Source organism: Agrobacterium sp. LAD9, from assembly GCF_003031125.1.
Taxonomy (GTDB): Bacteria; Pseudomonadota; Alphaproteobacteria; order Rhizobiales; family Rhizobiaceae; genus Agrobacterium; species Agrobacterium radiobacter.
On sequence record NZ_PHGS01000007.1, the window covers coordinates 298,039 to 323,728 of the forward strand.

The following is a 25,690-nucleotide window of genomic DNA, read 5'->3' on the forward strand; positions in this document are numbered from 1 at the left end:
GCGTTCCCCTCACCCTCATTCCTGTGCTTGTCACAGGAATCCAGTCGGCGCGCGTCTACGCGGCGAAAGACTCACTTCAGCCCAAGGACTTGGGCTGGCTGGATCCCTGTGACAAGCACAGGGATGAGGGATAAAAAGACCCTGCAAACACACAAGCTTACCTTCAAGGCCCCATGTTCTTCACGCCCCCGCTTATTCCCGCAACGTTGATCTCCCGCTACAAGCGCTTCCTCTTCGATGCCGTTCTGGAAGACGGCACCGCGATCACCGGCTCCTGCCCCAATACCGGCTCCATGCGAGGGCTGACGACACCGGGTTCCCGCGTCTGGCTATCGGAACATGACAGCCCTACCCGCAAATACCGTCACATGCTGGAAATGGTCGAGGCCGATGGCACCGTGGTCGGCATCAATACCGGCATGCCGAACCGGCTGGCGGAAGAGGCGATCCTGAACGGCCGCATTCCGGAACTCGGCGTCTATTCGACGATCCGGCGCGAACAGAAATACGGCCGCAATTCCCGCATCGATTTCCTGCTGTCGGAACCCGGCCGGCCGGATGCCTATGTGGAAGTGAAGAACGTGCATTTCATGCGCGAAAAAGGTCTGGCCGAATTCCCTGACACCGCCACCAAACGCGGCGCGAAACATCTCGAAGAACTGGGTGACGCAGCGGAAGCTGGTTACCGTTCGGTGATGCTCTATCTCATCCAGCGCGATGATTGCGACCGGATGCGTATCTGCGACGATCTCGATCCCGTCTATGCGCTGGCGTTTCAGCGGGCGATGGCGCGCGGCGTGGAGGCCTATGCGGTGAAATGCACGGTCTCCCCGGCACAAATTTCAGTCAGCGGAACGGTTAAGATGGACGAATGGCGTCCGGCTGTTTTATGAACAGGGACGTAAAGAGACAGAAAGCACTATGATGGTCACCTATATCGACGCAGCCTCCGCCCCCCTCAAGAATACCGGCGTCATCCGCCTTTATACGCCTGAGGATTTTGATGGCATGCGCAAGGCCTGCCAGCTGACGGCGCGTTGCCTCGATGAACTGGCAGCCATCGTCAAGCCGGGTGTGACGACTGACGCCATCGACCGCTTCGTCTTCGAATTCGGCGCCGATCATGGCGCGCTGCCGGCGACGCTGAATTATCGTGGTTATACGAAATCCGTCTGCACCTCGATCAACCACGTGGTCTGCCACGGCATTCCGGATGAAAAGCCGCTACGCGAAGGCGATATCGTCAATATCGACGTGACCTATGTGCTTGACGGCTGGCATGGCGATTCGAGCCGCATGTATCCGGTCGGCCAGATCAAGCGCGCTGCCGAGCGGCTGATGGAAGTGACCTATGAATGCCTACTGCGCGGTATTGCCGCCGTAAAGCCCGGCGTGCGCACCGGCGCGATCGGCGCTGCGATCCAGGCCTATGCGGAAGCGGAACGCTGCTCCGTGGTGCGTGATTTCTGCGGCCATGGCGTCGGACGCCTGTTCCACGACACACCCAACATCCTGCACTACGGCCGCCCTGACGAAGGCCCGGAAATCCGCGAGGGCATGATCTTCACCATCGAGCCGATGATCAATCTCGGCAAGCCGCATGTGAAGGTGCTTTCCGATGGCTGGACGGCGGTAACGCGTGACCGTTCCCTCTCCGCCCAATACGAACATGCCGTTGGCGTCACGGCCACCGGCTGCGAAATCTTCACGCTGTCACCGGGTGGTTTTGATCGTCCGGGCCTGCCGCCGCTTCCCCCCGCATAAGGCCAGACCGCCTATGGCAAAACGCCCCGCCTCGCCTTCCGCCGATCTTTCCACGACGTCAGGCTTTGAAGCGGGCGAAGGTGATCTCTTCGACGGACCGGACGAGCGCGGCTTTTTTGCCGAACCGCGAAGTACGCCAAGGAAACCCGAGCGCGCCGCAACCATCGCGGAACAGGAAACGGACACCGCCCATTATCACGGCCACCGCGACAGGCTGCGAGCGCGTTACCGCGATGGCGGCGATGCAGCGCTTGCCGATTACGAGTTGCTGGAGCTTCTGCTGTTCCGGCTGATCCCGCGGCGCGATACCAAACCCATCGCCAAGGCTCTCCTTGCCCGGTTCGGAACCCTTGGCGGCGTTCTCGGCGCGCCTCTGGCCTTGCTGCAGGAAGTGAAGGGCGTGGGCGAAGCCGTGGCGCTTGATCTGAAGCTCGTCGCCTCCATTTCCCAGCGCATGCTGAAAAGCGAAATCCGCAACAAGCAGGTTCTCGGCTCCTGGTCGTCGGTCATCGATTATTGCCATGCCGCCATGGCCCACGAGACGCGGGAACAGTTCCGCATCCTCTTCCTCGACAAGCGCAACGTCCTGATCGCCGACGAGGTGCAGGGTCAGGGAACCGTGGACCACACGCCGGTCTACCCGCGCGAAATCGTGCGGCGCGCGCTTGAATTATCCTCTACTGCCTTGATTTTAATACATAATCACCCGAGTGGAGACCCCACCCCTTCGCGAGCGGATATCGAGATGACCAAAACCATCATCGATACGGCAAAGCCGCTCGGCATCGCCGTTCACGACCATATCATCATCGGCAAGGATGGCCACGCCAGCTTCAAGGGCCTTCGGCTGATCTGAAGCAAACGCGAAAGTTTAACGCGAGCTGCAACCCATAGAGGCGGCATCAATACAAAATTAACACCTATAAATTAGCATTTCCGAAAATAATAAATCAAGGCATCGAACCTTGATGCCTGAAGGAACGGGGGTGCTTTATGTTTAATGGAGTGCGTTTCTTTCGCGATAGATCCGGCTCGTCTGCTGTCGAGTTCGCCATCGTCGCACCGATATTCTTTCTCGTCCTGCTGACCATGATCGCCTACGGCATTTATCTGATGGCCGCCTATTCGGTGCAGCAGATCGCCGCCGATGCGGCAAGAACGGCCGTTGCCGGACTGAACACGACCGAACGCCAGCAGCTTGCCCGGGATTTCGTCACCAAAAGCGACCTCAGCTACGCCTTCATGGACAAGACGCGTTTCACCGTCAACGTCGCCACCGATCCCGCCAATGCCAACCAGTTCACGGTCAAGGTCGAATATGACGCCCGCAACCTGCCGATCTGGAGCCTCTACAGCTACACCCTGCCCGAGCCGGTCATCCGGCGTTTTTCCACCATCCGGATCGGAGGAGCATGACATGCGAGATATCCATTCCCTGCTCCCCCGCTTCCTTAGGGATAGAACGGGCAACATCGCCATCTCGGCGGGGCTCACCGCACCGCTCTTCATCGGCATATTGGCGCTCGGTGTCGATTACGGTTACCTGACATTGCAGAAACGGCAATTGCAGCAGACCGCCGACCTCGCAGCCATATCGGCGGCAGCCAATGCCGCCGATGCCGAAAAAGCGGTTCAGCAATATTTTGCCCTCAACGGCATGGATCTGGGCGTCAGGACGGCCCAGGGCATTTTAACCGCCAAGGGGCTCCAACCCTTCGATCCCCTGAATGAATTCGCCAGCAGCAAGGGTTATGCCGAAGTCATCAAGGGTCACTACGAGCCGGATGCGACGGTCCCTGTCGGCCAGCGTTTCGTCGATAACGCCCTGCCCACCAATGCGATAAAAGTGAACATCGTCGAACAGGGGCAGATATTCTTCGCCTCCGCCTTCACCAAGCCGCCCAAGGTTTCAGCCGTCGGAACGGCCTCATCCCAGAAGATCGCGGCATTTTCGGTCGGATCGCGGCTCGCCAGCCTCGATGAGGGAATTCTCAACAGCCTGCTCGGCGGCCTGCTCGGCACCACGGTGTCGTTGAAGCTGATGGATTATCAGGCGCTTCTCGCCGCCGATGTCAACGCATTGAAGATCGTCGAGGCGCTGGCCATCGATCTCAACCTCACCGCCGGCACCTACAAGGATGTTCTGAAGACCGAAATCAGCTACGGCAAATTCCTCGACGTGCTGACGAAAACCACGGGATTGCAGCCGGCGGTCGTCAACATTCTGAATACGCTGCAAAAAACCGTCAACAAGAGCAACATCAAGATCAAGCTCGAAGAAATCCTCAATCTCGGCCCGTTCTCGGACAAGCTGATCGGTACGGGTGAAAACCTCAAGGTCACCGCCGGTGTCTTCGATCTCATCAATGCCGCAGCGGTAGCCGGCAATGGCGGCAATCAGCTGGGCCTCAATCTCAACGCCAATCTTCTCGGTCTCGCCTCGGTCAAGGCAACGCTTGCCATCGGTGAACCGCCGGTCGAAACGCCGTCGCTTGCCGTCGGAGGTCAGGGCACCGTGGTGCGCACCGCACAGACCCGGCTTGCGGTCAATGTCGTGGTTGACGGGCTTCAGGCCATAGCAGGCCTCAAGGTCAATCTTCCGCTCTATGTGGAAGTCGCCCATGCCGAAGCGCGGCTTGCCGATATTCGCTGCACGGGCGGCGGACAGGGAACCGTCGATGTCGAGGTCGTTCCCGGCGTTGCGGAAATCGCTCTTGGCAATGTCGATACCACGGCCTTTGCCAATTTCGGCAAGGATCCGCGCGTCACCAAGGCGGCGATCGTGGATTCGGCGCTGCTCGCCATCAATGGCAGCGCCCTCATTAACGCCACCAATATGACCAAGACCAAGCTGACCTTCACGCAGTCCGATATCACCCAGGCCAAGATCAAGAGTGTCTCCACCAAGGACACCGTTACCACTCTCGTCAGTTCACTGCTGAAGAACCTCAATCTGGATATCAGGCTTCTCTTCCTCAACCTTGATCTGGGAGGCCTCGCAGGCATTCAGGCGGCGCTTGCCAACACGCTTGCGGTGGTCACAGCACCCGTCGATCAGCTGCTTTACAACGTGCTGCTGGTTCTCGGCGTCAAGATCGGCGAAGCCGATGTGCGGGTCACGGATGTCCGCTGCCAGCAACCCGCGCTGGTGCAATAGTTCAGCACCGCGCACGAAAAAGCCGCCGGAAGGTCTCCCGGCGGCTTTTTTGTTTATTTCGTTAGGTCAGGCGTTGGCAATCGCCAGACGCTTCTCATCGCGGCCGCTCTTCATGCGCTCGGACAGCAGGAACGCCAGCTCCAGCGCCTGATCGGCGTTGAGGCGCGGGTCGCAATGGGTGTGGTAACGGTCGGACAACGAATCCGCCGTCACGGCGCGCGCACCACCTGTGCATTCCGTCACATCCTTGCCGGTCATCTCGATATGGATGCCACCCGGATGCGTGCCTTCGGCGCGGTGGATCTGGAAGAAGCTTTCGACTTCCGACAGGATCCGCTCGAACGGACGCGTCTTGTAGTGGTTGAGCGTGATCGTGTTGCCATGCATCGGATCGCAGGACCAGACGACCTTGCGGCCTTCTTTTTCCACCGCACGGATGAGCTTCGGCAGGCTGTCCGCCACCTTGTCATGGCCGAAACGGCAAATCAGCGTCAGGCGGCCAGCCTCGTTCGCCGGGTTCAGCGCATCGATCAGCTCGATCAGGTTATCGGGCGTCAGCGACGGTCCGCATTTCAAACCGATCGGGTTCTTGATGCCGCGGAAATATTCCACATGCGCATGGTCGAGCTGACGCGTTCGGTCGCCGATCCAGATCATGTGGCCGGACGTGGCGTACCAGTCGCCGGAGGTGGAATCGACGCGGGTCAACGCCTCTTCGTAACCGAGCAGCAGCGCCTCGTGGCTGGTGAAGAAGTCGGTTTCACGCAGGCTCGGATTGCTGTCTGCCGAGATGCCGATCGCCTTCATGAAATCCATGGTTTCGGAGATGCGGTCGGCCAGCTTGCGGTAACGGTCCGCCTGCGGGCTGTCCTTGATGAAGCCGAGCATCCACTGGTGAACGTTTTCGAGGTTGGCATAACCACCCATCGCGAAAGCGCGCAGCAGGTTCAGCGTCGCGGCCGACTGGCGGTAGGCGTCGAGCTGACGCTCCGGGTTCGGAATACGCGAAGCCTCGTTGAATTCGATGCCGTTGATGATGTCGCCACGGTAGGACGGCAGGGAAACGCCATCCTGCACTTCCACGTTGGAAGAGCGCGGCTTGGCGAACTGGCCAGCAATGCGTCCTACCTTCACGACAGGCAGCTGCGCGCCATAGGTCAGCACGACGGCCATCTGCAGGAAAGCGCGGAAGAAGTCGCGGATATTGTCCGCGCCATGCTCAAGGAAGCTTTCAGCGCAATCGCCGCCCTGCAGCAGGAAGGCGTTGCCTTCAGCCACATTGGCAAGCTGCTTTTTCAGACGACGGGCTTCACCGGCAAAAACGAGCGGCGGATAGGTCGCAAGCGTGGCTTCCGTTGCCGCAAGCGCTGCCGCGTTAGGATATTCGGGAACCTGCTGGATTGGCTTTTGCCGCCAGCTGCCGGGGGTCCAATTCTGTGCCATGTTCTTACCCTTTTCTCGCCCGCGCAACAGCGGCGCGACCGCCTCGAAAAATTGAGCGGCTTATAGCTCCAAGCGCCGAGTTTGCATAGACACTCGTGCACCCGCCCCTCCCTTTCCGACCCTTTTGATGTCGTCTGACGCAGAAAAATCGTTTCAAACGATTAAAATATCACAAGATGGTGTCCGCCTGCTCCCGTGCAATCAAGAAATTCCCCATTTTGCGCGGATATAGTGGCGCAGGGAAAGAGGCAGATGGAAGAGAAAGACTGCCAGTCGGTCCATGGCAGAGGATGGCCAGGTCTCCCACTCATCATCACTCCCGCCTTGCCTGCGCAGTACTTCAGTGCGGCTCATCTTTTCCATCAGGAACATGGTTTCCGGTAACATCTCTATCTCCTTGGTGTGGAGACGAGTTAAGCGGACCCGGCGGGAGAGAGCATAGGTGCACGTTTGAAAGACCCGTTTCATATAAAAACGGAGAAAGCGGCCCCTGATGCGCATAGGGTGCTGCGGTGATTTGGAGAAGATGCCGTGAAGGAAGTAGACTGGGACGATCTGAAGCTTTTCGACATTGTTGCGACAGAGGGAGGTTTGGCTGGTGCTGCAGGCAGAGCCGGGCTCAGCGCGCCAACGATTGGCCGGAAAATGCTCCTTTTGGAGCGCAAGATCGGAAGAACGCTCTTTATTCGAAGCCAGAACGGATACCGGCTCGCCCCGGATGGTGAGGTCCTCCTCGAAAAGGTTCTGACCATGCGACAGAGCGCGGCAGAGATCGCGCAATGGCACGGTGAGGCCTTCTCGCTGCCGATTGTTTCGATATCGAGCGACATCTGGATTGCGGGCTTCATAGCGGCCAATACAGCAGCCATCCGGGGCCCATCCGACCCTTTTCGGCTGTGCTGCAAGCAATGCGAGAACGAAGACGAACTGACCTATCGGCGCGGCCTGATTTCGATAAGGCACGACAAGCCAGCCACCGGAAATTTTGCCGTGCGCAAATCGGTCGACGTCGCCTATTGCGCCTATCGCCAGCAGGACAGTTCAGGCGCAGCGCTGACGCAATGGATTTCAATTGGAACCGAGGTGGCGGCGTCCGACGCGGAAAAATGGGTATTTCGTCATCGGGAACTGCTTATCCACACGTGGACAAACGCGCCCTCGCTTTTGCCTGGTCTTATCCAGAGCGGCGCGGGAAAAGGCGTCCTGCCGTGTTTCGTTGGCGATGCCCTGCCCGGCCTCGTCCGCGATGGCGGGGCAATCGAAGAATTATCCCATCCGCTATGGATCGTCGTCAACGATGACGACCGGCATGCCGCGGAAATGCGGCTCGCCATAGACCGCCTCGTTGCCCTTTTGAAGAGCAACGAGACACTGTTCAACGGTCGCCAGTGATAATCAGCCGAAAATCACCGATGAGCCGGAGTGGGAGGTAACTAGACCTTTTCGCCGTTCACCACGCGGTAGCTCGGCGAATACATCGTCACCAGTTCCTCGGACGCTGTCGGATGAACCGCCATGGTGCGATCGAAATCATCCTTGGTGCAGCCGGCTTTCAGCGTGATGCCGAGAAGCTGCGCCATCTCGCCCGCCTCATGGCCGAGAATATGGACGCCGACAACCTTGCGGTCGGCAGCATTGACGATCAGCTTCATGATCGTCTTTTCCTGACGGCCGGATAGCGTCGCCTTCATCGGTCGGAACTGGGCGCGATAGACCTCCAGTTCCGGATATTTCCTGCCGGCTTCCTCTTCGGAAAGCCCGACCGTGCCGATTTCCGGCTGCGAGAACACCGCCGTGGCGATCAGTTCGTGGTCCGGCTTGGTCGGGTTGTTCTTGTATTCGGTTTCGATGAAGCACATGGCCTCGTGGATCGCCACCGGCGTCAGCTGTACCCGGTCGGTGACGTCACCCAGCGCGAAGATGTTCGGCACGTTCGTGCGCGAGTAATCATCGACGATGATCGCGCCCCGCGCATCGAGTTTCACCCCGGCATTTTCGAGGCCAAGGCCCTTGGTGTTCGGATCGCGGCCAAGCGCCAGCATCACCAGACCGACATGCAGCGAGCCGCCCTGCTTCGTGCGCGCCACGAAGCCACCGGCGCCATCCTTGCTGACGTCCTCAATGATGTCTTCCAGAATGATGCGGATGCCCTTGGCCTCCATCGCCTCATGCAGGCCCTTGCGCATGTCGTGATCGAACCGCGAGAGGATTTCCTTGCCGCGATAGATCAGCGTCGTTTCGACACCGAGCCCGTGGAAGATATTGGCAAATTCCACGGCGATGTAACCGCCGCCGGCGATCAGGATCGATTTCGGCAGTTCTTCCAGATCGAAAGCCTCGTTGGACGAGATCGTCAGCTCGTGGCCAGGCAGCGCCTTGTGCTCGTTCGGCGTGCCGCCGACGGCGATCACGATACGCTCGGCCGTGAACGTCTGGCCGGTTTTCGTGAGCTTCACGGTGTGGGCGTCAACCAGTTCCGCCCGGCTGTCGAAAATGTCCGCCTTGGCGTTTTCAAGACCCTTGCGGTAGAGCCCTTCGAGACGGGTGATTTCCTTGTCCTTCGCCGCGATCAGCTTCTTCCAGTCGAAGCTGCGTTCGCCGACGCTCCAGCCAAATCCTTCCGAGTCCTCGAAATGTTCCGGGAATTGCGAGGCGTAGACGAACAGCTTCTTCGGCACGCAGCCGCGGATGACGCAGGTGCCGCCATAGCGGTATTCCTCGGCGATTGCCACGCGCTTGCCGAGCGAGGCCGCTACACGGCCGCTGCGCACGCCGCCAGAACCGCCACCGATGACGAAGAGATCGTAGTCATAAGCTGTCATAGTCAAAACCCCTGATCAAAACCGCCGTCCTCAGCCTCGAGACGGGTGGCGGCGCATTCACGGCACATATAGGTGCTGCGACGCACAAATGAAAAGCCCGGTCTTGCGACCGGGCTTTGAATATTTCTGAACCTGAGCTTTTTGGGCCCAATGCTCTATGTCACGCACTCAGGGCTTGTGAGCCGGAGCGCCGCCGGTATTGGTCTGATCTGCTGGAAGCGGCTTCAGATCGGCGCCAGCTACCTTCTGCAACTCAGCCATGCTGGAGGTGTTCAGATCGCGGTTGACGCCAGCGGCCCAGATGTCGGCGGCCTTCATCAGTTCGCGCGTGGCGATCGGGCCGTCCTTCAGGAGCTTCTTGCCGGCTTCGCTGCTGTAGAAGGTGGAAATGGCGTTCAGCTCTTCAACGGTGAAGGCGCGCGCGTAGGTTAGCGCGGCTTCGCGTTCCAGATCGGCGCGGCGCGGCGCAAGCTCGAGCGCCTTCGCGTCAACGGTCTCGGTGATCGCGTCCTGCACATTCGGCGAGGCCTGAATGAGTTCGGCCTTCAGACGCTCCGCCAGCCCAGGCAGAATGTCGTCGAAACGGTCGGTAACGCCAAGAGAGGTGATAGCCTGCCGTGCGGCAGCGATATGCGCTTCCGAAATTTCCTGAGCGCGTGCGGCAGTACCGAACACGATGCCGGAAATGAGGATCGAAGCAGCGGCAGCTTTGCCCAGTCCCGCTAGTTTGACCATGAAAATCTCGCTCCTGTTATACTGCCTGCATCACGCGGGCGCCTTCAGGACCCGCGATGATGGCAAGCGATGCCAAATTTATGAAAAGTCCGTGCTCGACGACACCGGGAATCGTGTTCAGCTCGCGTGCTAGCGCTTCTGCATCAGGAATACGGCCAAAAGATGCGTCAAGGATGAGGTGTCCACCGTCGGTCATGAAGGCGCCATCGCCGGATGAGCGCATCGTCAAATCGCCCGAAAGACCGGATCGTGCCGCCAGTTTTTCGATGGCGATGCGCGTTGCCACCTGGCCGAACGGGTTGATTTCGATGGGAAGCGGAAAAGCGCCAAGCGTCTCGACGACCTTGCTCTGGTCGGCGATGACGATCACCCGGGCAGATGCCGCAGCCACGATCTTTTCGCGCAGAAGCGCGCCGCCGCCGCCCTTGACGAGACGCAGCGCATGATCGACCTCGTCGGCGCCATCGATCGTCAGATCGAGTTCCGGCAATTCATCGAGGGATTTCAGCGGCACGCCAAGCTCGACGCACAGGCGCGCGGTGCGCTCGGATGTCGGCACGCCCTCGACCTTGAGACCGGCTGCGACCTTTTCGGCCAGAAGCCGGACAAATTCCTCGGCCGTCGAACCCGTGCCGATACCAAGCCGCATCCCGTCCTGCACGTGGGACAATGCGGCCTCGGCGGCCTTGATCTTCATCTGGCGGGCATCCATGTGCCTGAAACTCCGGTAGCTTTGTCGTCGCCGTGCTGTTTACACGGGTCGAAAGCCAAACGAAAGCCTTTTTCAAGGCAACGAACAGAACGTTGTGACGCGGTTGCAAAGACAGGCCCGTTTGCCTAGGCTTGGCGCAAATGAAAGCACCCATATCCCAGCATCCGCATTCTCCAAGAGGCCAGTTCCCGTGACAACCCGCACGCTCTCCCCGCTCGCCATTTTCGATCTCGACGGCACGCTGGTCGATACCGCCGCCGATCTCGTCTCGAGCCTTAACCACACCATCGCTGCAGCCGGGCTTGCCCCCGTTACCTATGACGACCTGACGCATCTCGTCGGCCAGGGCGCTCGGGTGATGATCAAGCGCGCCTTCGCACTGCGCGAGACGGAACTGCCGGAAGCCGAGATCGATCCGCTCTATGAGCGCTTCATCACCCATTACCGGGCCGAAATGCCCGGCGAAAGCCTTCCCTATCCGGGCATCGTCGCGGCTCTGGACGCGCTAAAGGCCGCCGGCATCACGCTTGCCGTCTGCACCAACAAGACCGAAATCCTCGCTGTGCCGCTACTCGAAAAACTCGGCCTCACGCCCTATTTCGCCGCCATCACCTGCGGCGATACCTTTGAGTACCGCAAACCCGATGCGCGCCACATCCTCGGCACCATCGAAAAGGCCGGCGGTGACCCGCAACTCACGGTGATGGTCGGCGACAGCATCAACGACATCCTCGCCGCAAAGAACGCTGGCGTGCCATCGATCGGCGTCACCTTCGGTTATACGGATGTGCCGATGGTGAAACTCGAGCCGGATGTCGTGATCGACGATTTCAATGAATTGACGCCGGCGCTGTTCGAAGAACTGGTTGCTAAGGGTGCGGCTGCGGCCTGAGAGGCTGTGGGCTAGGCGGAAAAAGCGAGGGAGCGGCACACTCAACCACATTGAGGGTTGCGCGCCCCTTCTTCCGTCATGCCAGACTTGATCCGGCATCCAGCCACGGCGCGTCTGCACCGTGAGAAAAGTCTCTCGCGATCAAGGACTTGATCGCGCTGGACCCCGGATCAAGTCCGGGGTGACAGAGTACGGTGTTGCCGTTAACGCCAAATGTAGCAGGCGGACCCTACCGCCAAACAAATCGGGAAGGCCTTTCCTTCAAACAAAAAAGCGCCGTCTCCGGCGCTTTTTCTCTTGATGGTATGCTGATCAGATCGACGCGGCCCGCGCCTTCGTCGTCACGGCGAAGGCCTTCTGCACATAGCTGTCGCGATCATAGACATCGTCGAAGAATTGCACCTTGCCGTCCTTGTCCGGCCATGCGGTGAAATAGGCCACATAGACGGGAACCTTCTCCGGCACCTGCACGGCCCGGTTCTTGCCGGATGCGATCTGCTCGCCAACCTTGTCGACGCTGGTGCCGAGAACGGCCGCGGCCATGCGGCGCGGATCGACCAGGCGGATACAGCCATGGCTCAGCGCCCGCATGTCGCGGTTGAAGAAGCTCTTGGCCGGCGTGTCATGCATGTAGATGGCATGCGCATTGGGGAACAGGATCTTCAGGTCGCCCAGCGCATTGTCGCTGCTCGGCGGCTGACGAACGGAAATCGCGTTGGTCGAGCCGTACCAGTTGACGCTGGTGGAAGAAACGGCACGGCCGCCCACCTGCACTTCGTAACCCAGCCGGTCAAGATAGGACGGATCACGGCGCAGCTTCGGCAGCATCTCATTGACGATGATCGACTGCGGCACGCCCCAATAGGGGTTGAACTCGACGGTCTGGATCTCATCCTGGAAGAAATAGGTCTGGTTGGCCTTGGAGCCGACCACCACCTTCATGCCGAACTGCTCGAGGCCGTCATTGTGGTAATAGGCCATGAAAGCGGGCTGGTTGATGAAGACGTAACGCTGGCCGAGATCGGCCGGCAGCCAGCGGACCTGCTCCATGGCCACCTGCACCTTGGCGATCTTGGCGTCATTGCTTTCGCCGACCATGGCGCGCACAGTCGCGCGGCCAATCACGCCATCCGGCTTCAGGCCGTTTTCGCTCTGAAACGCCTTCACCAGATCGACGAGATCAGGCGTATAATCCGGCGTCTGCTGATACGCGGAAATGATCGCCGCATGCTCGGCCTTGAAGGCGGGCGAAGCGCGATGTTCGATGGCCTTGACGACATTGGCCATATCCGCGCTGCTGTTGCCGGGCTTCAGCACCAGATCGGCGGGAACGCGCACGACATGCGCTGCGTCACCTTCGCCGCGCAGGCGGGCAAGTTCGGTCTTCAACGCAAGATATTCGGCGCTAGACGGTTCGCGGCTGCGCAGATAGGCGGCGACATCGGGGCTGAGGCCCGCAAGCTTCAGCACGGGTGCGAGGTTCACCGTCTTGCGCTTGAAATCATGGTAGCCGGAAAGCCGGTTCGGATCGACACGGCCACGGGTCGTATCCTGCACATAGGCAAGAACCTTGGCGGAGAGCGCCAGCTCGAACTGCATCTGCGCCCGCTGATAGGCGTCGGATACGGGTGCCGAGGCCGTTTCGACCGGCGTACCCGTTGCAGTCGTGCCTGCAGCATTGCTGCTGATGCTGGCGGTCACGTCCTTTGCCGGTGCGGAAATGCTGTAATCGGCCGGATCGAGGCCACTTTCGCCCACCGTCTCGAAAAAGGTGATGACGGCATTGGCGCGCGCGGTAAGCTCACCTTCCGAAACCCACAGCGTCTTGCCGCCGGCGCCATAATAGGCTTCCAGCGCCTTGGCGATCTCTGGCGTAGCGCTGAATTTCAGATTGGCGAGACCTTCGCCGAAATTCGCCGTGTTTACCGCACGGGCCGCATCCGCCTTGTAGTCGTAATAGCGCGGGCCGGAAACGCGCGGCAAAGGCTCGGGATCGGAAGCGTCCGCACTCTGTCCTGCGCCCGGTCCAGCGGTCGAGGGCGAGGTGACGATGCCGGCCGGCGGCAATTCACCGCGATCACGCGCGATCTTGCCGGGGCCGCCGCGCAGGAGGTCCATCAGCGTTACCGCCCCGGCGCTGCCGGGAAGAGCGGTGGAAACGGAAAGACCGAGAGCCAGCACCAGCGCTGCCGATGATTTTCCAGATGTGACTTGCAATTTGATCCTCGTAGCACCCAGCACCGCCAGCAAAGGGCGGGCATCAGTTTCATGCCTGTCTAGCCGATCGCCGGCCCGTTGAAAAGAAAACGCCCAAAGCCCACAACCGTGCCGAAATGAACCTTATGATACAGCCAAAGCCATAAAAACGTAATTTCCAGAATTGGCGAGAATGGTTAAATTTCTATTTATTTCATTCACTTTACCCTGCCCCAACGGAGCGTCAGCGCACCCGGTAAAGCCCGGTTTTCCGGCCATTTCGCGTCGTAGTAAAAATGACACGCCGACGCCTTTTTCTCCGCGCACCACGCCACACGGTAAAATCGCTTTTGCACGGCGGGAAATATCTGCCTCCGCCCCATTGCAGCGCTTTCATTGCCGGCGCGATGATTCTATATATCGGCCGCGCAAGGCGGGCGAAGGCGCCGTTTTGGCGGAGGAACACGAGTAAAAAGGCAAGACTGATGACAGCCACACGCACGGAAACCGATACATTTGGACCCATTGAAGTTCAGGCCGATCGCTATTGGGGCGCGCAGGCGCAGCGCTCGCTCGGCAACTTCAAGATCGGCTGGGAAAAGCAGCCCGCCTCTGTCGTTCGCGCGCTCGGCATCGTCAAGCAGGCAGCGGCCCGCGCCAACATGGCGCTTGCAGGCCTCGACCCCAAGGTCGGCGACGCCATCATCGCGGCCGCACAGGAAGTCATCGACGGCAAGCTGACCGAACATTTCCCGCTCGTCGTCTGGCAGACCGGTTCCGGCACGCAGTCGAACATGAACGCCAACGAGGTGATTTCGAACCGCGCAATCGAAATGCTCGGCGGCGAAATGGGCACCAAGAAGCCGGTTCACCCCAACGACCACGTCAATATGAGCCAGTCCTCGAACGACACCTACCCGACGGCGATGCACATCGCCTGCGTGGAAGAGATCGTTCACCACCTGCTGCCGGCCCTCAAGCACCTGCACAAGGCGCTGGAAGCCAAGGTCAAGCAGTTCGAGCACATCATCAAGATCGGCCGCACCCACACGCAGGATGCGACGCCGCTGACGCTCGGCCAGGAATTTTCCGGCTATGCCGCGCAGGTCGCCTCCGCCATTGCCAATATCGAACTCACCCTGCCCGCACTATCCAAGCTCGCCCAGGGCGGCACGGCTGTAGGCACGGGCCTCAACGCGCCAATCGGCTTCGCCGAGAAGGTCGCGGAAGAAATCTCCAAGATCACCGGCCTGCCCTTCGTCACTGCGCCAAACAAGTTCGAAGCGCTCGCGTCGCACGATTCCATGGTCTTCTCCCATGGCGCGATCAATGCGGCCGCTGCAGCACTGTTCAAGATCGCCAACGACATCCGCTTCCTCGGTTCCGGCCCGCGCGCCGGTCTTGGCGAATTGTCGTTGCCGGAAAACGAGCCCGGCTCGTCGATCATGCCGGGCAAGGTGAACCCCACCCAGTCGGAAGCGCTGACGCAGGTTTGCGCCCACATCTTCGGCAACAATGCAGCGCTCTCGTTTGCCGGTTCGCAGGGCCACTTCGAGCTCAACGTCTATAACCCGATGATGGCCTACAACTTCCTGCAGTCGGTCCAGCTTCTGGGCGATGCGGCCGTCTCCTTCACCGACAATTGCGTCGTCGGTATCGAGGCACGCGAAGATAACATCCGGAAGGGCGTCGAAAACTCGCTGATGCTGGTGACTGCGCTCAACAGCAAGCTCGGCTACGATATCTGCGCCAAGATCGCCAAGACCGCGCACAAGAACGGCACGACCCTGCGCGAAGAAACGGTCGGTGGCGGATACCTCACCAACGAGGAATTCGACCAGTTTGTACGCCCGGAAAACATGATCGGCCCGAAATAAGCCGGTCGGGATTTATCGCTGGAATTGGAACGGGCCTTCGGGCCCGTTTTTTATTGCGGATGGATAAGGACAGGCTCCAAGCTGGACAGGCTGCGATGGTCCGGTATTGACCTCACCTGCCGTTTTGAAGATCGTCCTTGTGAACCGGTCTCCGGCGCAAATGCCGAAACCCCAAGCGCGATGAGGATGACGCCATGATATGCCGCCGCAATCTCCTGCTGGGCGGCGCGCTTTTCGCGGCGGCCTTGAAAATCCCAGATGTCTTGGCCCGGGACAGGCGGCTGCAAATACCTCTCTGGCCCGGCCCACCTCCCGGCGGCGGCGGTCCGGGTGGCGCTCTGGAGATCAGCAGGAAAGGCGCGGTCAGCAATATCAGCCTGCCGAGCCTTGAAATATTCGCTCCCGAGAAACCAAACGGTTCCGCCATCATTATCGCGGGTGGCGGTGGATATAAACGCATCGAAGAAGGCAAGGAATCCTATCCTGCAGCACGCTGGCTTGCCGCAAGGGGTATCCACGCCTTCGTCCTCACCTATCGCCTGCCGATCGAAGGCTGGGTCGCCGGTCCGCTTGCCCCGCTTCAGGATGCACAGCGTGCCATCAGGCTCATCCGCGCCCGCGCTTCGCAATGGCAGATCGATACGCACAAGATCGGCGCGCTTGGCTTTTCTGCGGGCGGCCACCTGATGGGCCTGACTGCGGCCCGCTCCGCCTTCTCATCTTACGATGCCCTCGATGATATCGACAGGCAATCAGCCCGGCCGGATATCGCAGCGCTGATCTACCCGGTCATCACGCTATCGGCTCCCTATGACGATACCTCGACCCGCAAATCGCTTGTCGGCAGACATCCGACGGATGCGGCAACGCGGCAATGGTCGGTGGAAAGCCATGTGGGCAAGGATTGCCCGCCGATTTTCCTGACGCAGGCCGATGACGATCGCATTTCCGATCCGACCAACAGCCGTATCATGCAGCAGGCCTGCGAAAAGGCCGGCGCGGATGTCGAGTTTCATCCAATCGCGTCCGGCGGTCACGGCTTTGGCATGGGCAAGCCCCGAACTCTCACCGAAGCATGGCCGACATGGTACGAAGCGTGGCTTAAGAAACGCAGCTTTCTGATCTGATGCATGGGGCGCATCGCAGCGCACCGCGCGTCCCAAGCCCATTATCACCAAACAAAAAAGGGCCGCAAAAGCGGCCCTCTTCATCTCATTCAAACTGTCAAACCAGCCGGCTCTGCTCTACCGCCGCTTCGACGAAGCTGGCGAAAAGCGGATGCGGGTCAAGCGGACGGCTCTTCAGTTCCGGGTGGTACTGCACACCGATGAACCACGGATGGTCAGGATATTCCACCGTTTCCGGCAGGACACCATCAGGAGACATGCCGGAGAAGACGAGGCCGCAATTTTCCAGCCGGTCCTTGTAGTCCACGTTCACCTCGTAGCGGTGGCGGTGGCGCTCGGAAATATCCGTGGTGCCGTAGATTTCGGCGATCTTGGTATCTTTCTTCAGCGCCGCCTTGTAGGCGCCAAGACGCATCGTACCGCCGAGATCGCCCTTGGAGGAGCGCTTCTCCAGCTCGTTGCCCTTGACCCATTCCGTCATCAGGCCGACGACCGGCTCGGAAGTCGGGCCGAATTCGGTGGAGGAGGCATTTTCGATGCCGGCAAGGTGACGGGCCGCTTCCACGACCGCCATCTGCATGCCGAAGCAGATGCCGAAATAGGGCACGTTGCGCTCACGCGCGAACTGCGCCGCCATGATCTTGCCTTCGGAACCACGCTCACCGAAACCACCAGGCACGAGAATGCCGTTGACCTTTTCGAGATAGGGTGTGGGATCTTCCTTTTCGAAGACCTCGGACTCGATCCATTCCAGCTTGACCTTGACCCGGTTGGCAAAACCACCGTGATGCAGCGCCTCAATCAGCGACTTGTAGGCATCCTTGAGGCCGGTGTATTTGCCAACGATCGCAATCGTTACTTCGCCTTCCGGCGTGCGGATGCGGTTGCAGACCTCTTCCCAAGGCTCCAGACGCGGCTTGGGCGCCGGCTCGATGCCGAAGGCGGCCAGCACTTCCGAATCGAGGCCTTCCTTGTGGTAGGCAATCGGAACGTCATAGATATTCGCCACATCCAGCGCCTGGATGACGGCGGAAGGACGCACGTTGCAGAACAGCGAAAGCTTGCGGCGTTCCGCTTCCGGGATTTCCCGGTCGGCGCGCACAAGCAGGATGTCGGGGTGAATGCCGAGCGCCTGCAGTTCCTTCACGGAATGCTGGGTCGGCTTTGTCTTCAACTCGCCGGCTGCCGGAATGTAAGGCATCAGCGTCAGGTGAAGATAGATCGCCGTGCCGCGCGGCAGGTCGTTGCCGAGCTGGCGGATCGCCTCCATGAACGGCATCGCCTCGATATCACCCACCGTGCCACCGATTTCGCAGATGACGAAGTCGTAGTCGTCATTGCCTTCGATCACGAAATCCTTGATCTCGTTGGTGACATGCGGAATGACCTGAACGGTTGCGCCGAGATAGTCGCCGCGCCGTTCCTTGTCGATGATGTTCTTGTAGATGCGACCGGTCGTGATGTTGTCGGTCTTGGTGGCCGAACGCCCCGTGAAGCGCTCATAGTGGCCAAGGTCGAGGTCCGTCTCGGCACCGTCATCCGTCACGAACACTTCGCCGTGCTGTGTCGGGCTCATGGTGCCGGGATCAACGTTCAGATAGGGGTCGAGTTTGCGAAGCCGCACCCGATAACCACGGGATTGCAACAAAGCTCCGAGTGCTGCCGCGGCGATGCCCTTGCCTAGAGAGGAGACCACGCCGCCTGTGATGAATACATATCGCGCCATGGGATTCACCGGATACCTTTTTACCTCTGATTCCGCCAGCCCAAAATTAATGGTTTCGAAAATTCGCTGTTGACGAATCCGCGATGGGGCGAGCCGGAATGCGAACAAAAGAAAACCGGCAGGCTTTTGGCCTGCCGGAGCGTTAAATCAAAACCGGGCTTATTGACCGGTCGGAACTGCGTTCGGATCGGCGGGCTGCGCCGGTGCCGGGGCGGCCGTGCCGGAAGCGGCAGGGGCCGGTGTCGTCTGCGCCGGAGCGGCCGCACCATTATTTGTCGGAACGCCATTTTCAGCCGGAGCCGGGGCCGGCGTCGTGGACGGGCCGAGCGTGTCGAGAATGCCGTTGCCCTGACCCTGCGTGGCCGGAATACGGTTCAGGATGTCGGTCGGGCGCGATTCGTAGCGGGTCATAAGACCAAGGCCGAGCGACGTCAGGAAGAACAGCGCGGCGAGGATGCCGGTTGTGCGGGTCAACGCATTGGCCGTTCCGCGCGCGGACATGAAGCCCGAACCGCCGCCGATACCGAGGCCGCCGCCTTCGGAACGCTGAATCAGGACCACGCCGACAAGCGCCAGCACGATCATGAGGTGAATAACAATCAAAACGGTCTGCATGACAATCCATTCCATGCCCCGCGCGGAGCACCATAAAGAAGGTTTTGCGGCTCTTTACATGAGGCGACGGCTTATTCCAAGCCCCTTTCCCGCCACTCGTGCAGGAAAGCTTGGATCAAGCCGTCAGTTGCTCGTATGCCGCATAGATGGAAAGGAAGTCGGAAGCTTTCAAGCTCGCACCGCCAATCAGCGCACCATCGACGTTCTCGACGCCCATCAGTTCCAGCGCATTGGCCGGCTTTACCGAGCCGCCATAGAGGATGCGCATGGTCTTGCCGGCATCGCCGAAGCGCTTGACGAGTTCGTCGCGCATGAAGGCATGGGCCTCGCGCACGTCTTCGACCGTCGGCGTCAGGCCCGTGCCGATTGCCCAGACAGGCTCATAGGCGATGACGGTATTTTCGGCCGTCGCCTCATCCGGCAGCGAGCCGGCAAGCTGGCGCTTGAGAATATCGAGCGTCTGGCCCGCCTTGCGCTCATCCGCCGTCTCGCCGATGCAGACGATGGCGATGAGGTCGGCCTGATGGGCGGCAGAGGTCTTGGCGCGGACCAGATGATCCGTCTCGGCATGGTCGGTGCGGCGCTCGGAATGGCCGACGATGACATGGGTGCCGAAGCAGTCGGCGATCATCTCGGCTGAAATATCGCCGGTATGAGCGCCGGATGCGTTCTGGTGGCAGTCCTGCGCGCCGATCATCAGCGGGCTGTCATCGCACAGCGCCGTTGCGACATAGAGCAGTGTCGAGGGCGGGCAGATCAGCGCATCCACCTTTTCGGACAGCGCGCCCTTGACGCCTTCTGCCATGGCCTTGATCTGATCGAGCGAGGCACGGGTGCCGTTCATCTTCCAGTTTCCGGCAACAAGCGGTCGAACATTCGGCGTCATGCGTATCCATTCCCTTTGTCTCTGGCCCCACCTTTGGCGGCGCCCCATCCCTCAGCCGCAAGCGGCCCTTAATCACGACAGAAATACTGCCGGAAATCCCGGATATTCCTTTAACCGCAGAAGGCCGCAAATGGTACAAAAAAGCGGCCCTTAGGTTCAAAACGACGGCCGATTTCGCAAATTTCGCCGCCGCTGACCCAAATCAAGGCCTCAGCGGCTCAAAATCCAGTTCAAAACCGCCCGCCAGTCGGTCATGCGCACCGGCGTGCCGTGGCTGCCGGTCTCATACCGCGTGAACCGCGCCGGCTCACCGGCCTTCAGCAGGGTACGGAAGATCGTCGCCTGCTGATCGACCGAATAGACCTTGTCGGCGCTGCCATGGGTGAACCACACCGGCTTCCTGGCCTTGGCAAAGGCACTTTTCGGAAAATCGGGATCGCCCGCACCACCGAGGATCGCCATGCCCTTTAGGTTGGCGACAGCAGCCTTGTCGCGGCTGATTCCATAGCAGATGAAACTGCCCATGGACGCACAGGTCAGTACGACCGGCTTCCCGCCCGATTTTTTGGCCGCATCGGCAATCAGCGCCGCGACATCGGCAACGCCGTTCTCATCGAAGGAACGCACGCTCGGCGCATAATAGGTGCCGCCATTGGCGACGGCCAGGTTCTTCAGCCGGTTGAAGTTGCCGCCGAAGGTGTAGTCATTCATGCCGAGCCGCCGGTCACCGCCGCGCCCGTGGATGAAGATGACGGTGAAAGCCTGCCCGCTTGCCGGCCCGACGCGGCCGACCTCAAGCGCCCTGCCCTCAACGGATATGGTTTCGAGCGCCTGCGCGCTCTTCGGCGCCATATCCACATATTGTCGCTTCACCCGTCGCTCCGGCACCTCGTCGCGGCCGTTGATGTCGCGCATCTCCTGATAGTCGATGACCTCGGAAGCGCCGCCATCCCCGGTGGAAAGCACCGTCTGGGCGGAAAACAGCTCATCCTTGAAGGGGCGCAGCGGCCCGTCGAAGGCCGAAGCCGCAACCGGCATGGTCGCAACAGTCAGGATGAAAAGAGTACAAAACGTGAAATGAGCTGTGGACATGCCTTGGCTAACCGTTCATTCGTGGCTGCGAGACTTGCCATTGCAAGGCCGGCAGCGCAATCCTCCTGTTGCGAAACCCTGACACAATCGTGGCATAGGATGCGCCGCGTTTGCCCGACGGACCCACTTCAATCGGACGGGAACCGCGTTTGGCGTTATGATTGACGCTACTGGCATAATGATTCGCATGGCGAAATTCTGACACACGCTTTTGAACTTTGGACATGATGGACGACAGCAACGATCTCTTCTCCGGTCTTCCGGCAGCACGAAACAGCGATACGGAAACGAACGAGGACGCCGCGAAGACGCCGGCGACCGCGGCCGCCAACGTGCCCGCCAACCTGAATGTGCAGCCGAAACCCGCAGCCGTTGCTGCCGTCACGCCGCCTGCCCCCGTGTCTCCTTCCGGTGACGACTACGGTGCTTCGTCGATCCGCGTGCTCGAAGGGCTGGAACCGGTGCGCATGCGCCCCGGCATGTATATTGGCGGCACCGATGAAAAGGCGCTGCACCACCTCTTTGCCGAAGTCATCGACAACTCCATGGACGAGGCCGTCGCCGGCCACGCCAACTTCATCGAAGTCCATCTCGATACCGAAGGTTTCCTGACAGTCACCGATAACGGCCGTGGTATTCCCGTGGAAAACCATCCGCAGGTTCCGGGCAAGTCGACACTCGAAGTCATCATGACCAAGCTGCATGCCGGCGGCAAGTTCGACGGTAAGGCTTATGAGACATCGGGCGGCCTGCACGGCGTCGGCGTGTCCGTGGTCAATGCGCTGTCCGATCTTCTGGAAGTGGAAGTCGCCCGTAACCGCAAGCTTTACCGCCAGCGCTTTTCGCGCGGCGCGCCGATCGGCGGGCTGGAGGAACTGGGCGACGTGCACAACCGTCGCGGCACCCGCGTGCGTTTCCACCCGGACCCGCAAATCTTTGGCGATCACGCCAAGTTCGAACCGGCCCGCATCTTCCGCATGGCCCGCTCCAAGGCCTATCTCTTCGGCGGCGTCGAAATCCGCTGGAGTTGCGATCCCGGCATGGTGCCGGCCGGCGGCGAAATCCCTGAGAAGGCCGTGTTCCATTTCCCCGGCGGCCTCAAGGATTATCTTGCCGCCACGCTCGGCAAGGAATTCACCGTCACCCGCGAGATTTTCTCGGGCCGCACCGAAAAGACCGGCGGCCACGGCGCGCTGGAATGGGCCGTCACCTGGTATGGCGGCGATACGCAGATCCATTCCTATTGCAACACCATCCCGACGCCCGAAGGCGGCACGCATGAGGCGGGTTTCCGCATCGCGCTCACCAAGGGCCTCAAAAATTACGCTGATCTGACGCAGAACAAGCGCGCCAAGGACATCACCACCGACGACGTGATGATCTCTGCCGCCGGCATGCTCTCGGTCTTCATCCGCGAGCCTGAATTCGTCGGCCAGACCAAGGACAAGCTCGCCACTGTCGAGGCCCAGCGCATCGTTGAAAACGCGCTGCGCGATCCCTTCGACCACTATCTCGCCGGCAATCCGGGCGAAGCGGCGAAGCTGCTCGACTGGGTGATCGAGCGCGCCGAAGAGCGCCTGCGCCGCCGCAAGGAAAAGGAAGTCAACCGCAAGACCGCGGTGCGCAAGCTGCGCCTGCCCGGCAAGCTGGCGGACTGCGCCCAGAACACGGCGGAAAATGCGGAACTCTTCATCGTCGAGGGTGACTCGGCGGGCGGCTCCGCCAAGCAGGCCCGCAACCGCGCCAATCAGGCCATTCTGCCGCTGCGCGGCAAGATCCTCAACGTCGGCAGCGCCAGCCGCGAAAAGCTCTCCGCCAACCAGCAGATCGCCGATCTCATCCAGGCGCTCGGCTGCGGCACCCGCACCAAATACCGCGAAGAAGACCTGCGGTATGAACGCATCATCATCATGACCGATGCCGATGTTGACGGCGCCCATATCGCCTCGCTGCTCATCACCTTCTTCTATCAGGAAATGCCGGAACTCATTCGCGGCAATCACCTCTATCTGGCGGTGCCGCCGCTCTACGTCATCCGTCAGGGCGCCAAGAGCGCCTATGCCCGCGACGACGCCCACCGCGCCGAGCTGATGGAAACCGTCTTCAAGGGCAAGAAAGTCGAAATCGGCCGCTTCAAAGGCCTTGGCGAAATGATGGCCCAGCAGCTGAAGGAAACCACCATGGATCCCGAAAAGCGCACCTTGCTGCGCGTCGAGATCGACGATGTGGATTTCGAAGGCACCCGCGAGGCCGTCGACAATCTGATGGGCACCAAGGCCGATGCCCGCTTCCGTTTCATTCAGGAACGAGCGGCCTTTGCCGATAATCTGGATATCTGATCATCCGGATGCACCCTTGAAAGGCAGCGCATGGCGCTGCCTTTTGTGTTGATGTGGAGGGAACCTCATGCGGATAGTGCTGACGGGCAGTTCCGGTCGGGTCGGCCGCGCGATTTTCAGCGCCCTGGCCGGCAGGCACGATGTTACCGGCATTGACCGCTCCCCCTTTTCCACCACTCACATTGTCGGCGATTTCGCGGACATAAAACTGCTGCGTTCCGCTCTAGAGCGAGCGGATGCGGTGATCCATGCGGCAGCGCTCCATGCACCGCATGTCGGCATCGTTCCAGACGCAGAATTTCAGCGCATCAACGTCGACGGGACCCGCATGCTGGCGGAAGCGGCCATGGCGGCGGGTGTGCCACGGCTGGTTTTCACCAGCACCACGGCGCTTTACGGACACGCGGTATCTGCAGGGTCCTGCACATTTATCGATGAAGAGACGCCGCCCCGGCCGAAAAGCATCTATCACCGCACCAAGCTCGAAGCCGAGCATGTGCTGGCGGAGATGGCCGGCCCGCATCTCGCCGTGCGCGTGCTGCGCATGTCCAGAAGTTTCCCGGAGCCCGCCGATGTGATGGCGGCCTACCGGCTGCATCGCGGCGTCGATATCCGCGATGTCGCCGATGCCCATGTGCAGGCGCTGAGCAATGCTGGAGACGATTTCCAACGCTACATCATATCGGCTGCGACCCCGTTTTCCGCTGATGACAGCGACATTCTCGCTCGGGATGCAGCCTTCATCCTGCGGCAGCGGACCCCGGCCCTCGCCGCCACTTTCGCGGAGATGGGATGGACGTTGCCGGCGACCATTGACCGGATCTATTCACCCGCACGCGCCGCAGAGGGGCTGGGCTGGACATCCCGCTTCGGTTTCGAGGAAGTAGTGGCTGAGCTTGCCCGGCGCAGCCTGGAAGTCCTGCCAGCAGGTGCCAATATCAGCCGGAAATCCGAGTAAGTCCGACCCTATGCCGCCGCATCCTCGCGGACTTCCAGAATGCGGTCGATCAGGCCCCATTCCAGAGCCTCCTGCACCGTCATGAAGCGGTCGCGATCCATCGCCCTCTCGAAATCCTCGTAGCTGCGCCCGCAATGTTCGGCGTAAAGCCGCGTCATGCGGTGTTTTGTCTGCCTGATTTCCTCGGCGTGAATAAGCATGTCCGACGCCTGCCCCTGAAAACCGCCTGATGGCTGGTGAATGAGGATGCTGGCATTGGGCAGCGCCGCCCGCGTGCCGGGTTCGCCCGCCATCAGCAGGAACGAGCCCATGGAACGGGCCGTCCCCATGCACAAGGTGTGAACCGGCGCGCGAATGTAGCGCATGGTGTCATACATGGCGAAACCGCTGGTCACCATGCCACCCGGCGAATTGATGTAGAGATGGATCGGCTTCTTCGGGTTTTCCGCTTCAAGAAACAGCAATTGCGCGCAAACCAGCGCGGAAACCGTATCGTTCACCTCTCCGTTGAGGAAGATGATCCTCTCGCGCAACAGGCGGGAGTAGATGTCGAAAGACCTTTCTCCCCTTGACGATTGTTCGACTACCATAGGGACGAGTTGCATCGTTTCGCGCATCGGCGAACTCCTGTCGTTTAAGAATATCGGGAAACGTGCCGGATCAGGCTGCGAGCTTGATCGGCGAACCGTTGTGGTTTGCGGCGGCCTTCGTCATGCGGCCGGTATTTACGGGCAGGTCATGAATGATACGCAGGTTGGTGCCGCCACGGTCATTCGCTGCGATCTGGAACGTGACGGTGCTTTCCAGAAATGGCGGATGATCCTCCCGCAGCCGGTAGCAGACCTCCTGCCCCGGCGTGGATTTTATCGCCTCTGGTTCCGCCAGGGCTTGCCTCGGCAACCAGTGCTCGCGAAAGGCGGGAATGCTGATCGCACGCCACACTTTCTGCGGCGGCTCGTCCAGATCATATTCAAGCTCCAGACCATTTCTCGGCGCTTCCGGTGTTTGCCTGTTCATTGATCCATATCCTTCAGCAGGAGCTTCAGAGCCTCGATGCGCTGCGGCCAGTAGGCGCGATATTTGGCGAGCCATGCCGCAATGCGGGTCAATCCTCCCGGATCGACCTCATAATTGACGAAACGGCCCTGCCGTCTTTCAACCACCAGCCCCGCCCCGCGCAGGACAGAAAGATGCTGCGACATGGCCGGCTGGCTAATCTCGATGCCTTCGCGCAAGGCGGAAGCGTTCATGGCGCCGTCCGCCAGTTTTTCGAAAATGGCGCGACGTGTCGGATCGGCCAGCGCACGGAAAATATCATTCTCAGTCATGACGACACATAAGCACACACT

At 60.3% G+C, this 25,690-nt stretch carries 24 protein-coding genes; 11 read left to right on the plus strand and 13 right to left on the minus strand.

Annotated elements, in window-relative coordinates:
- The first annotated feature begins 173 nt into the window (after positions 1–173).
- The 5 genes from sfsA to DA915_RS08145 all read left to right on the plus strand — a co-directional run bounded on the left by sfsA (position 174) and on the right by DA915_RS08145 (position 4,921).
- Positions 174–893: a DNA/RNA nuclease SfsA gene (gene sfsA / locus DA915_RS08125; protein WP_107675577.1), complete on the plus strand. Its 720-nt coding sequence runs from the start codon at positions 174–176 to the stop codon at positions 891–893.
- A gap of 31 nt (positions 894–924) precedes the next feature.
- Entirely contained in the window at positions 925–1,764 is an 840-nt protein-coding gene (gene map / locus DA915_RS08130; RefSeq protein WP_065115772.1) for a type I methionyl aminopeptidase, read from the plus strand.
- Between the two features lie 13 nt (positions 1,765–1,777).
- Positions 1,778–2,620, plus strand: coding sequence for a DNA repair protein RadC (gene radC, locus DA915_RS08135; protein ID WP_107675579.1), 843 nt, complete (start codon positions 1,778–1,780; stop codon positions 2,618–2,620).
- A 137-nt stretch (positions 2,621–2,757) separates the two neighbouring features.
- A complete protein-coding gene (locus DA915_RS08140) occupies positions 2,758–3,180 on the plus strand; it encodes a TadE/TadG family type IV pilus assembly protein (RefSeq protein ID WP_003502911.1) in 423 nt (140 codons plus the stop codon).
- 1 nt (position 3,181) lies between these two features.
- On the plus strand, positions 3,182–4,921 hold the full coding sequence (locus DA915_RS08145; RefSeq protein ID WP_065695396.1) for a TadG family pilus assembly protein: 1,740 nt from the start codon (positions 3,182–3,184) through the stop codon (positions 4,919–4,921).
- Positions 4,922–4,987: 66 nt separating this feature from the next.
- Here DA915_RS08145 and DA915_RS08150 read toward each other — a convergent pair whose 3' ends face one another.
- Positions 4,988–6,364, minus strand: coding sequence for a class II 3-deoxy-7-phosphoheptulonate synthase (locus DA915_RS08150; protein ID WP_003502915.1), 1,377 nt, complete (start codon positions 6,362–6,364; stop codon positions 4,988–4,990).
- A gap of 201 nt (positions 6,365–6,565) precedes the next feature.
- A complete protein-coding gene (locus DA915_RS08155; protein WP_080866581.1) occupies positions 6,566–6,751 on the minus strand; it encodes a hypothetical protein in 186 nt (61 codons plus the stop codon).
- Positions 6,752–6,895: 144 nt separating this feature from the next.
- Between DA915_RS08155 and DA915_RS08160 the strand changes: the two genes are divergently transcribed.
- Positions 6,896–7,756 (plus strand): LysR family transcriptional regulator, encoded by an 861-nt coding sequence (locus DA915_RS08160; RefSeq protein ID WP_107675580.1) that lies wholly within the window; start codon positions 6,896–6,898, stop codon positions 7,754–7,756.
- A 41-nt stretch (positions 7,757–7,797) separates the two neighbouring features.
- Here the strand turns inward: DA915_RS08160 and gor are convergent, their stop codons facing one another.
- The 3 genes from gor to rpiA all read right to left on the minus strand — a co-directional run bounded on the left by gor (position 7,798) and on the right by rpiA (position 10,633).
- Entirely contained in the window at positions 7,798–9,186 is a 1,389-nt protein-coding gene (gene gor, locus DA915_RS08165; protein ID WP_080866155.1) for a glutathione-disulfide reductase, read from the minus strand.
- 168 nt (positions 9,187–9,354) lie between these two features.
- Positions 9,355–9,921, minus strand: a complete 567-nt coding sequence (locus DA915_RS08170; protein ID WP_003502923.1) for a DUF2059 domain-containing protein — start codon at positions 9,919–9,921, stop codon at positions 9,355–9,357.
- 16 nt (positions 9,922–9,937) lie between these two features.
- Entirely contained in the window at positions 9,938–10,633 is a 696-nt protein-coding gene (gene rpiA, locus DA915_RS08175; protein WP_099085390.1) for a ribose-5-phosphate isomerase RpiA, read from the minus strand.
- A 190-nt stretch (positions 10,634–10,823) separates the two neighbouring features.
- Between rpiA and gph the strand changes: the two genes are divergently transcribed.
- Positions 10,824–11,525 carry a phosphoglycolate phosphatase gene (gph, locus tag DA915_RS08180; RefSeq protein ID WP_107675581.1) on the plus strand — a complete coding sequence of 234 codons (702 nt, stop codon included), beginning with the start codon at positions 10,824–10,826 and terminating at the stop codon, positions 11,523–11,525.
- Between the two features lie 312 nt (positions 11,526–11,837).
- Here the strand turns inward: gph and DA915_RS08185 are convergent, their stop codons facing one another.
- A complete protein-coding gene (locus DA915_RS08185; protein WP_192886447.1) occupies positions 11,838–13,706 on the minus strand; it encodes a murein L,D-transpeptidase in 1,869 nt (622 codons plus the stop codon).
- A 500-nt stretch (positions 13,707–14,206) separates the two neighbouring features.
- Here DA915_RS08185 and fumC point away from each other — a divergent pair, with 500 nt between their 5' ends.
- The gene (gene fumC, locus DA915_RS08190) at positions 14,207–15,598 is read left to right on the plus strand and encodes a class II fumarate hydratase (protein WP_060725776.1); all 1,392 of its coding nucleotides are present in this window, start codon (positions 14,207–14,209) and stop codon (positions 15,596–15,598) included.
- Positions 15,599–15,792: 194 nt separating this feature from the next.
- The gene (locus DA915_RS08195) at positions 15,793–16,725 is read left to right on the plus strand and encodes an alpha/beta hydrolase (RefSeq protein ID WP_107675582.1); all 933 of its coding nucleotides are present in this window, start codon (positions 15,793–15,795) and stop codon (positions 16,723–16,725) included.
- Positions 16,726–16,822: 97 nt separating this feature from the next.
- On the opposite strand, the gene DA915_RS08200 is transcribed toward DA915_RS08195, so the two are convergent.
- The 4 genes from DA915_RS08200 to DA915_RS08215 all read right to left on the minus strand — a co-directional run bounded on the left by DA915_RS08200 (position 16,823) and on the right by DA915_RS08215 (position 21,044).
- On the minus strand, positions 16,823–18,451 hold the full coding sequence (locus DA915_RS08200) for a CTP synthase (RefSeq protein ID WP_003502929.1): 1,629 nt from the start codon (positions 18,449–18,451) through the stop codon (positions 16,823–16,825).
- Positions 18,452–18,610: 159 nt separating this feature from the next.
- Positions 18,611–19,066 (minus strand): preprotein translocase subunit SecG, encoded by a 456-nt coding sequence (gene secG / locus DA915_RS08205; protein ID WP_107675663.1) that lies wholly within the window; start codon positions 19,064–19,066, stop codon positions 18,611–18,613.
- A 115-nt stretch (positions 19,067–19,181) separates the two neighbouring features.
- Positions 19,182–19,952 (minus strand): triose-phosphate isomerase, encoded by a 771-nt coding sequence (gene tpiA / locus DA915_RS08210; RefSeq protein WP_087744079.1) that lies wholly within the window; start codon positions 19,950–19,952, stop codon positions 19,182–19,184.
- 210 nt (positions 19,953–20,162) lie between these two features.
- On the minus strand, positions 20,163–21,044 hold the full coding sequence (locus tag DA915_RS08215; RefSeq protein ID WP_107675583.1) for an alpha/beta fold hydrolase: 882 nt from the start codon (positions 21,042–21,044) through the stop codon (positions 20,163–20,165).
- 224 nt (positions 21,045–21,268) lie between these two features.
- Between DA915_RS08215 and parE the strand changes: the two genes are divergently transcribed.
- Complete coding sequence (gene parE / locus DA915_RS08220; RefSeq protein ID WP_035212455.1) at positions 21,269–23,383, plus strand: DNA topoisomerase IV subunit B; 2,115 nt, start codon at positions 21,269–21,271, stop codon at positions 23,381–23,383.
- Between the two features lie 67 nt (positions 23,384–23,450).
- On the plus strand, positions 23,451–24,341 hold the full coding sequence (locus DA915_RS08225; RefSeq protein ID WP_107675584.1) for an NAD(P)-dependent oxidoreductase: 891 nt from the start codon (positions 23,451–23,453) through the stop codon (positions 24,339–24,341).
- Between the two features lie 8 nt (positions 24,342–24,349).
- Here DA915_RS08225 and DA915_RS08230 read toward each other — a convergent pair whose 3' ends face one another.
- From DA915_RS08230 to DA915_RS08240, 3 genes are read right to left on the minus strand one after another with little or no spacing between them, the layout of a single operon-like run.
- Positions 24,350–24,958, minus strand: coding sequence for an ATP-dependent Clp protease proteolytic subunit (locus tag DA915_RS08230; RefSeq protein ID WP_107675585.1), 609 nt, complete (start codon positions 24,956–24,958; stop codon positions 24,350–24,352).
- Between the two features lie 43 nt (positions 24,959–25,001).
- Positions 25,002–25,358, minus strand: coding sequence for an SRPBCC domain-containing protein (locus DA915_RS08235; protein ID WP_107675586.1), 357 nt, complete (start codon positions 25,356–25,358; stop codon positions 25,002–25,004).
- Positions 25,355–25,669, minus strand: coding sequence for a helix-turn-helix transcriptional regulator (locus DA915_RS08240; RefSeq protein WP_003502944.1), 315 nt, complete (start codon positions 25,667–25,669; stop codon positions 25,355–25,357). The genes DA915_RS08235 and DA915_RS08240 overlap by 4 nt, the downstream gene beginning before the upstream one ends.
- Between the last annotated feature and the right edge of the window lie 21 nt (positions 25,670–25,690).

Excerpts from the sequence above, each read along its gene's own strand:
- sfsA (WP_107675577.1), top strand. The coding sequence starts at position 174 with ATGTTCTTCACGCCCCCGCTTATTCCCGCAACGTTGATCTCCCGCTAC.
- map (WP_065115772.1), top strand. The coding sequence starts at position 925 with ATGGTCACCTATATCGACGCAGCCTCCGCCCCCCTCAAGAATACCGGC.
- radC (WP_107675579.1), top strand. The coding sequence starts at position 1,778 with ATGGCAAAACGCCCCGCCTCGCCTTCCGCCGATCTTTCCACGACGTCA.
- DA915_RS08140 (WP_003502911.1), top strand. The coding sequence starts at position 2,758 with ATGTTTAATGGAGTGCGTTTCTTTCGCGATAGATCCGGCTCGTCTGCT.
- DA915_RS08145 (WP_065695396.1), top strand. The coding sequence starts at position 3,182 with ATGCGAGATATCCATTCCCTGCTCCCCCGCTTCCTTAGGGATAGAACG.
- DA915_RS08150 (WP_003502915.1), bottom strand. The coding sequence starts at position 6,364 with ATGGCACAGAATTGGACCCCCGGCAGCTGGCGGCAAAAGCCAATCCAG.
- DA915_RS08155 (WP_080866581.1), bottom strand. The coding sequence starts at position 6,751 with ATGTTACCGGAAACCATGTTCCTGATGGAAAAGATGAGCCGCACTGAA.
- gor (WP_080866155.1), bottom strand. The coding sequence starts at position 9,186 with ATGACAGCTTATGACTACGATCTCTTCGTCATCGGTGGCGGTTCTGGC.
- DA915_RS08170 (WP_003502923.1), bottom strand. The coding sequence starts at position 9,921 with ATGGTCAAACTAGCGGGACTGGGCAAAGCTGCCGCTGCTTCGATCCTC.
- rpiA (WP_099085390.1), bottom strand. The coding sequence starts at position 10,633 with ATGGATGCCCGCCAGATGAAGATCAAGGCCGCCGAGGCCGCATTGTCC.
- fumC (WP_060725776.1), top strand. The coding sequence starts at position 14,207 with ATGACAGCCACACGCACGGAAACCGATACATTTGGACCCATTGAAGTT.
- DA915_RS08195 (WP_107675582.1), top strand. The coding sequence starts at position 15,793 with ATGATATGCCGCCGCAATCTCCTGCTGGGCGGCGCGCTTTTCGCGGCG.
- DA915_RS08200 (WP_003502929.1), bottom strand. The coding sequence starts at position 18,451 with ATGGCGCGATATGTATTCATCACAGGCGGCGTGGTCTCCTCTCTAGGC.
- secG (WP_107675663.1), bottom strand. The coding sequence starts at position 19,066 with ATGCAGACCGTTTTGATTGTTATTCACCTCATGATCGTGCTGGCGCTT.
- tpiA (WP_087744079.1), bottom strand. The coding sequence starts at position 19,952 with ATGACGCCGAATGTTCGACCGCTTGTTGCCGGAAACTGGAAGATGAAC.
- DA915_RS08215 (WP_107675583.1), bottom strand. The coding sequence starts at position 21,044 with ATGTCCACAGCTCATTTCACGTTTTGTACTCTTTTCATCCTGACTGTT.
- parE (WP_035212455.1), top strand. The coding sequence starts at position 21,269 with ATGATGGACGACAGCAACGATCTCTTCTCCGGTCTTCCGGCAGCACGA.
- DA915_RS08225 (WP_107675584.1), top strand. The coding sequence starts at position 23,451 with ATGCGGATAGTGCTGACGGGCAGTTCCGGTCGGGTCGGCCGCGCGATT.
- DA915_RS08230 (WP_107675585.1), bottom strand. The coding sequence starts at position 24,958 with ATGCGCGAAACGATGCAACTCGTCCCTATGGTAGTCGAACAATCGTCA.
- DA915_RS08235 (WP_107675586.1), bottom strand. The coding sequence starts at position 25,358 with ATGAACAGGCAAACACCGGAAGCGCCGAGAAATGGTCTGGAGCTTGAA.
- DA915_RS08240 (WP_003502944.1), bottom strand. The coding sequence starts at position 25,669 with ATGACTGAGAATGATATTTTCCGTGCGCTGGCCGATCCGACACGTCGC.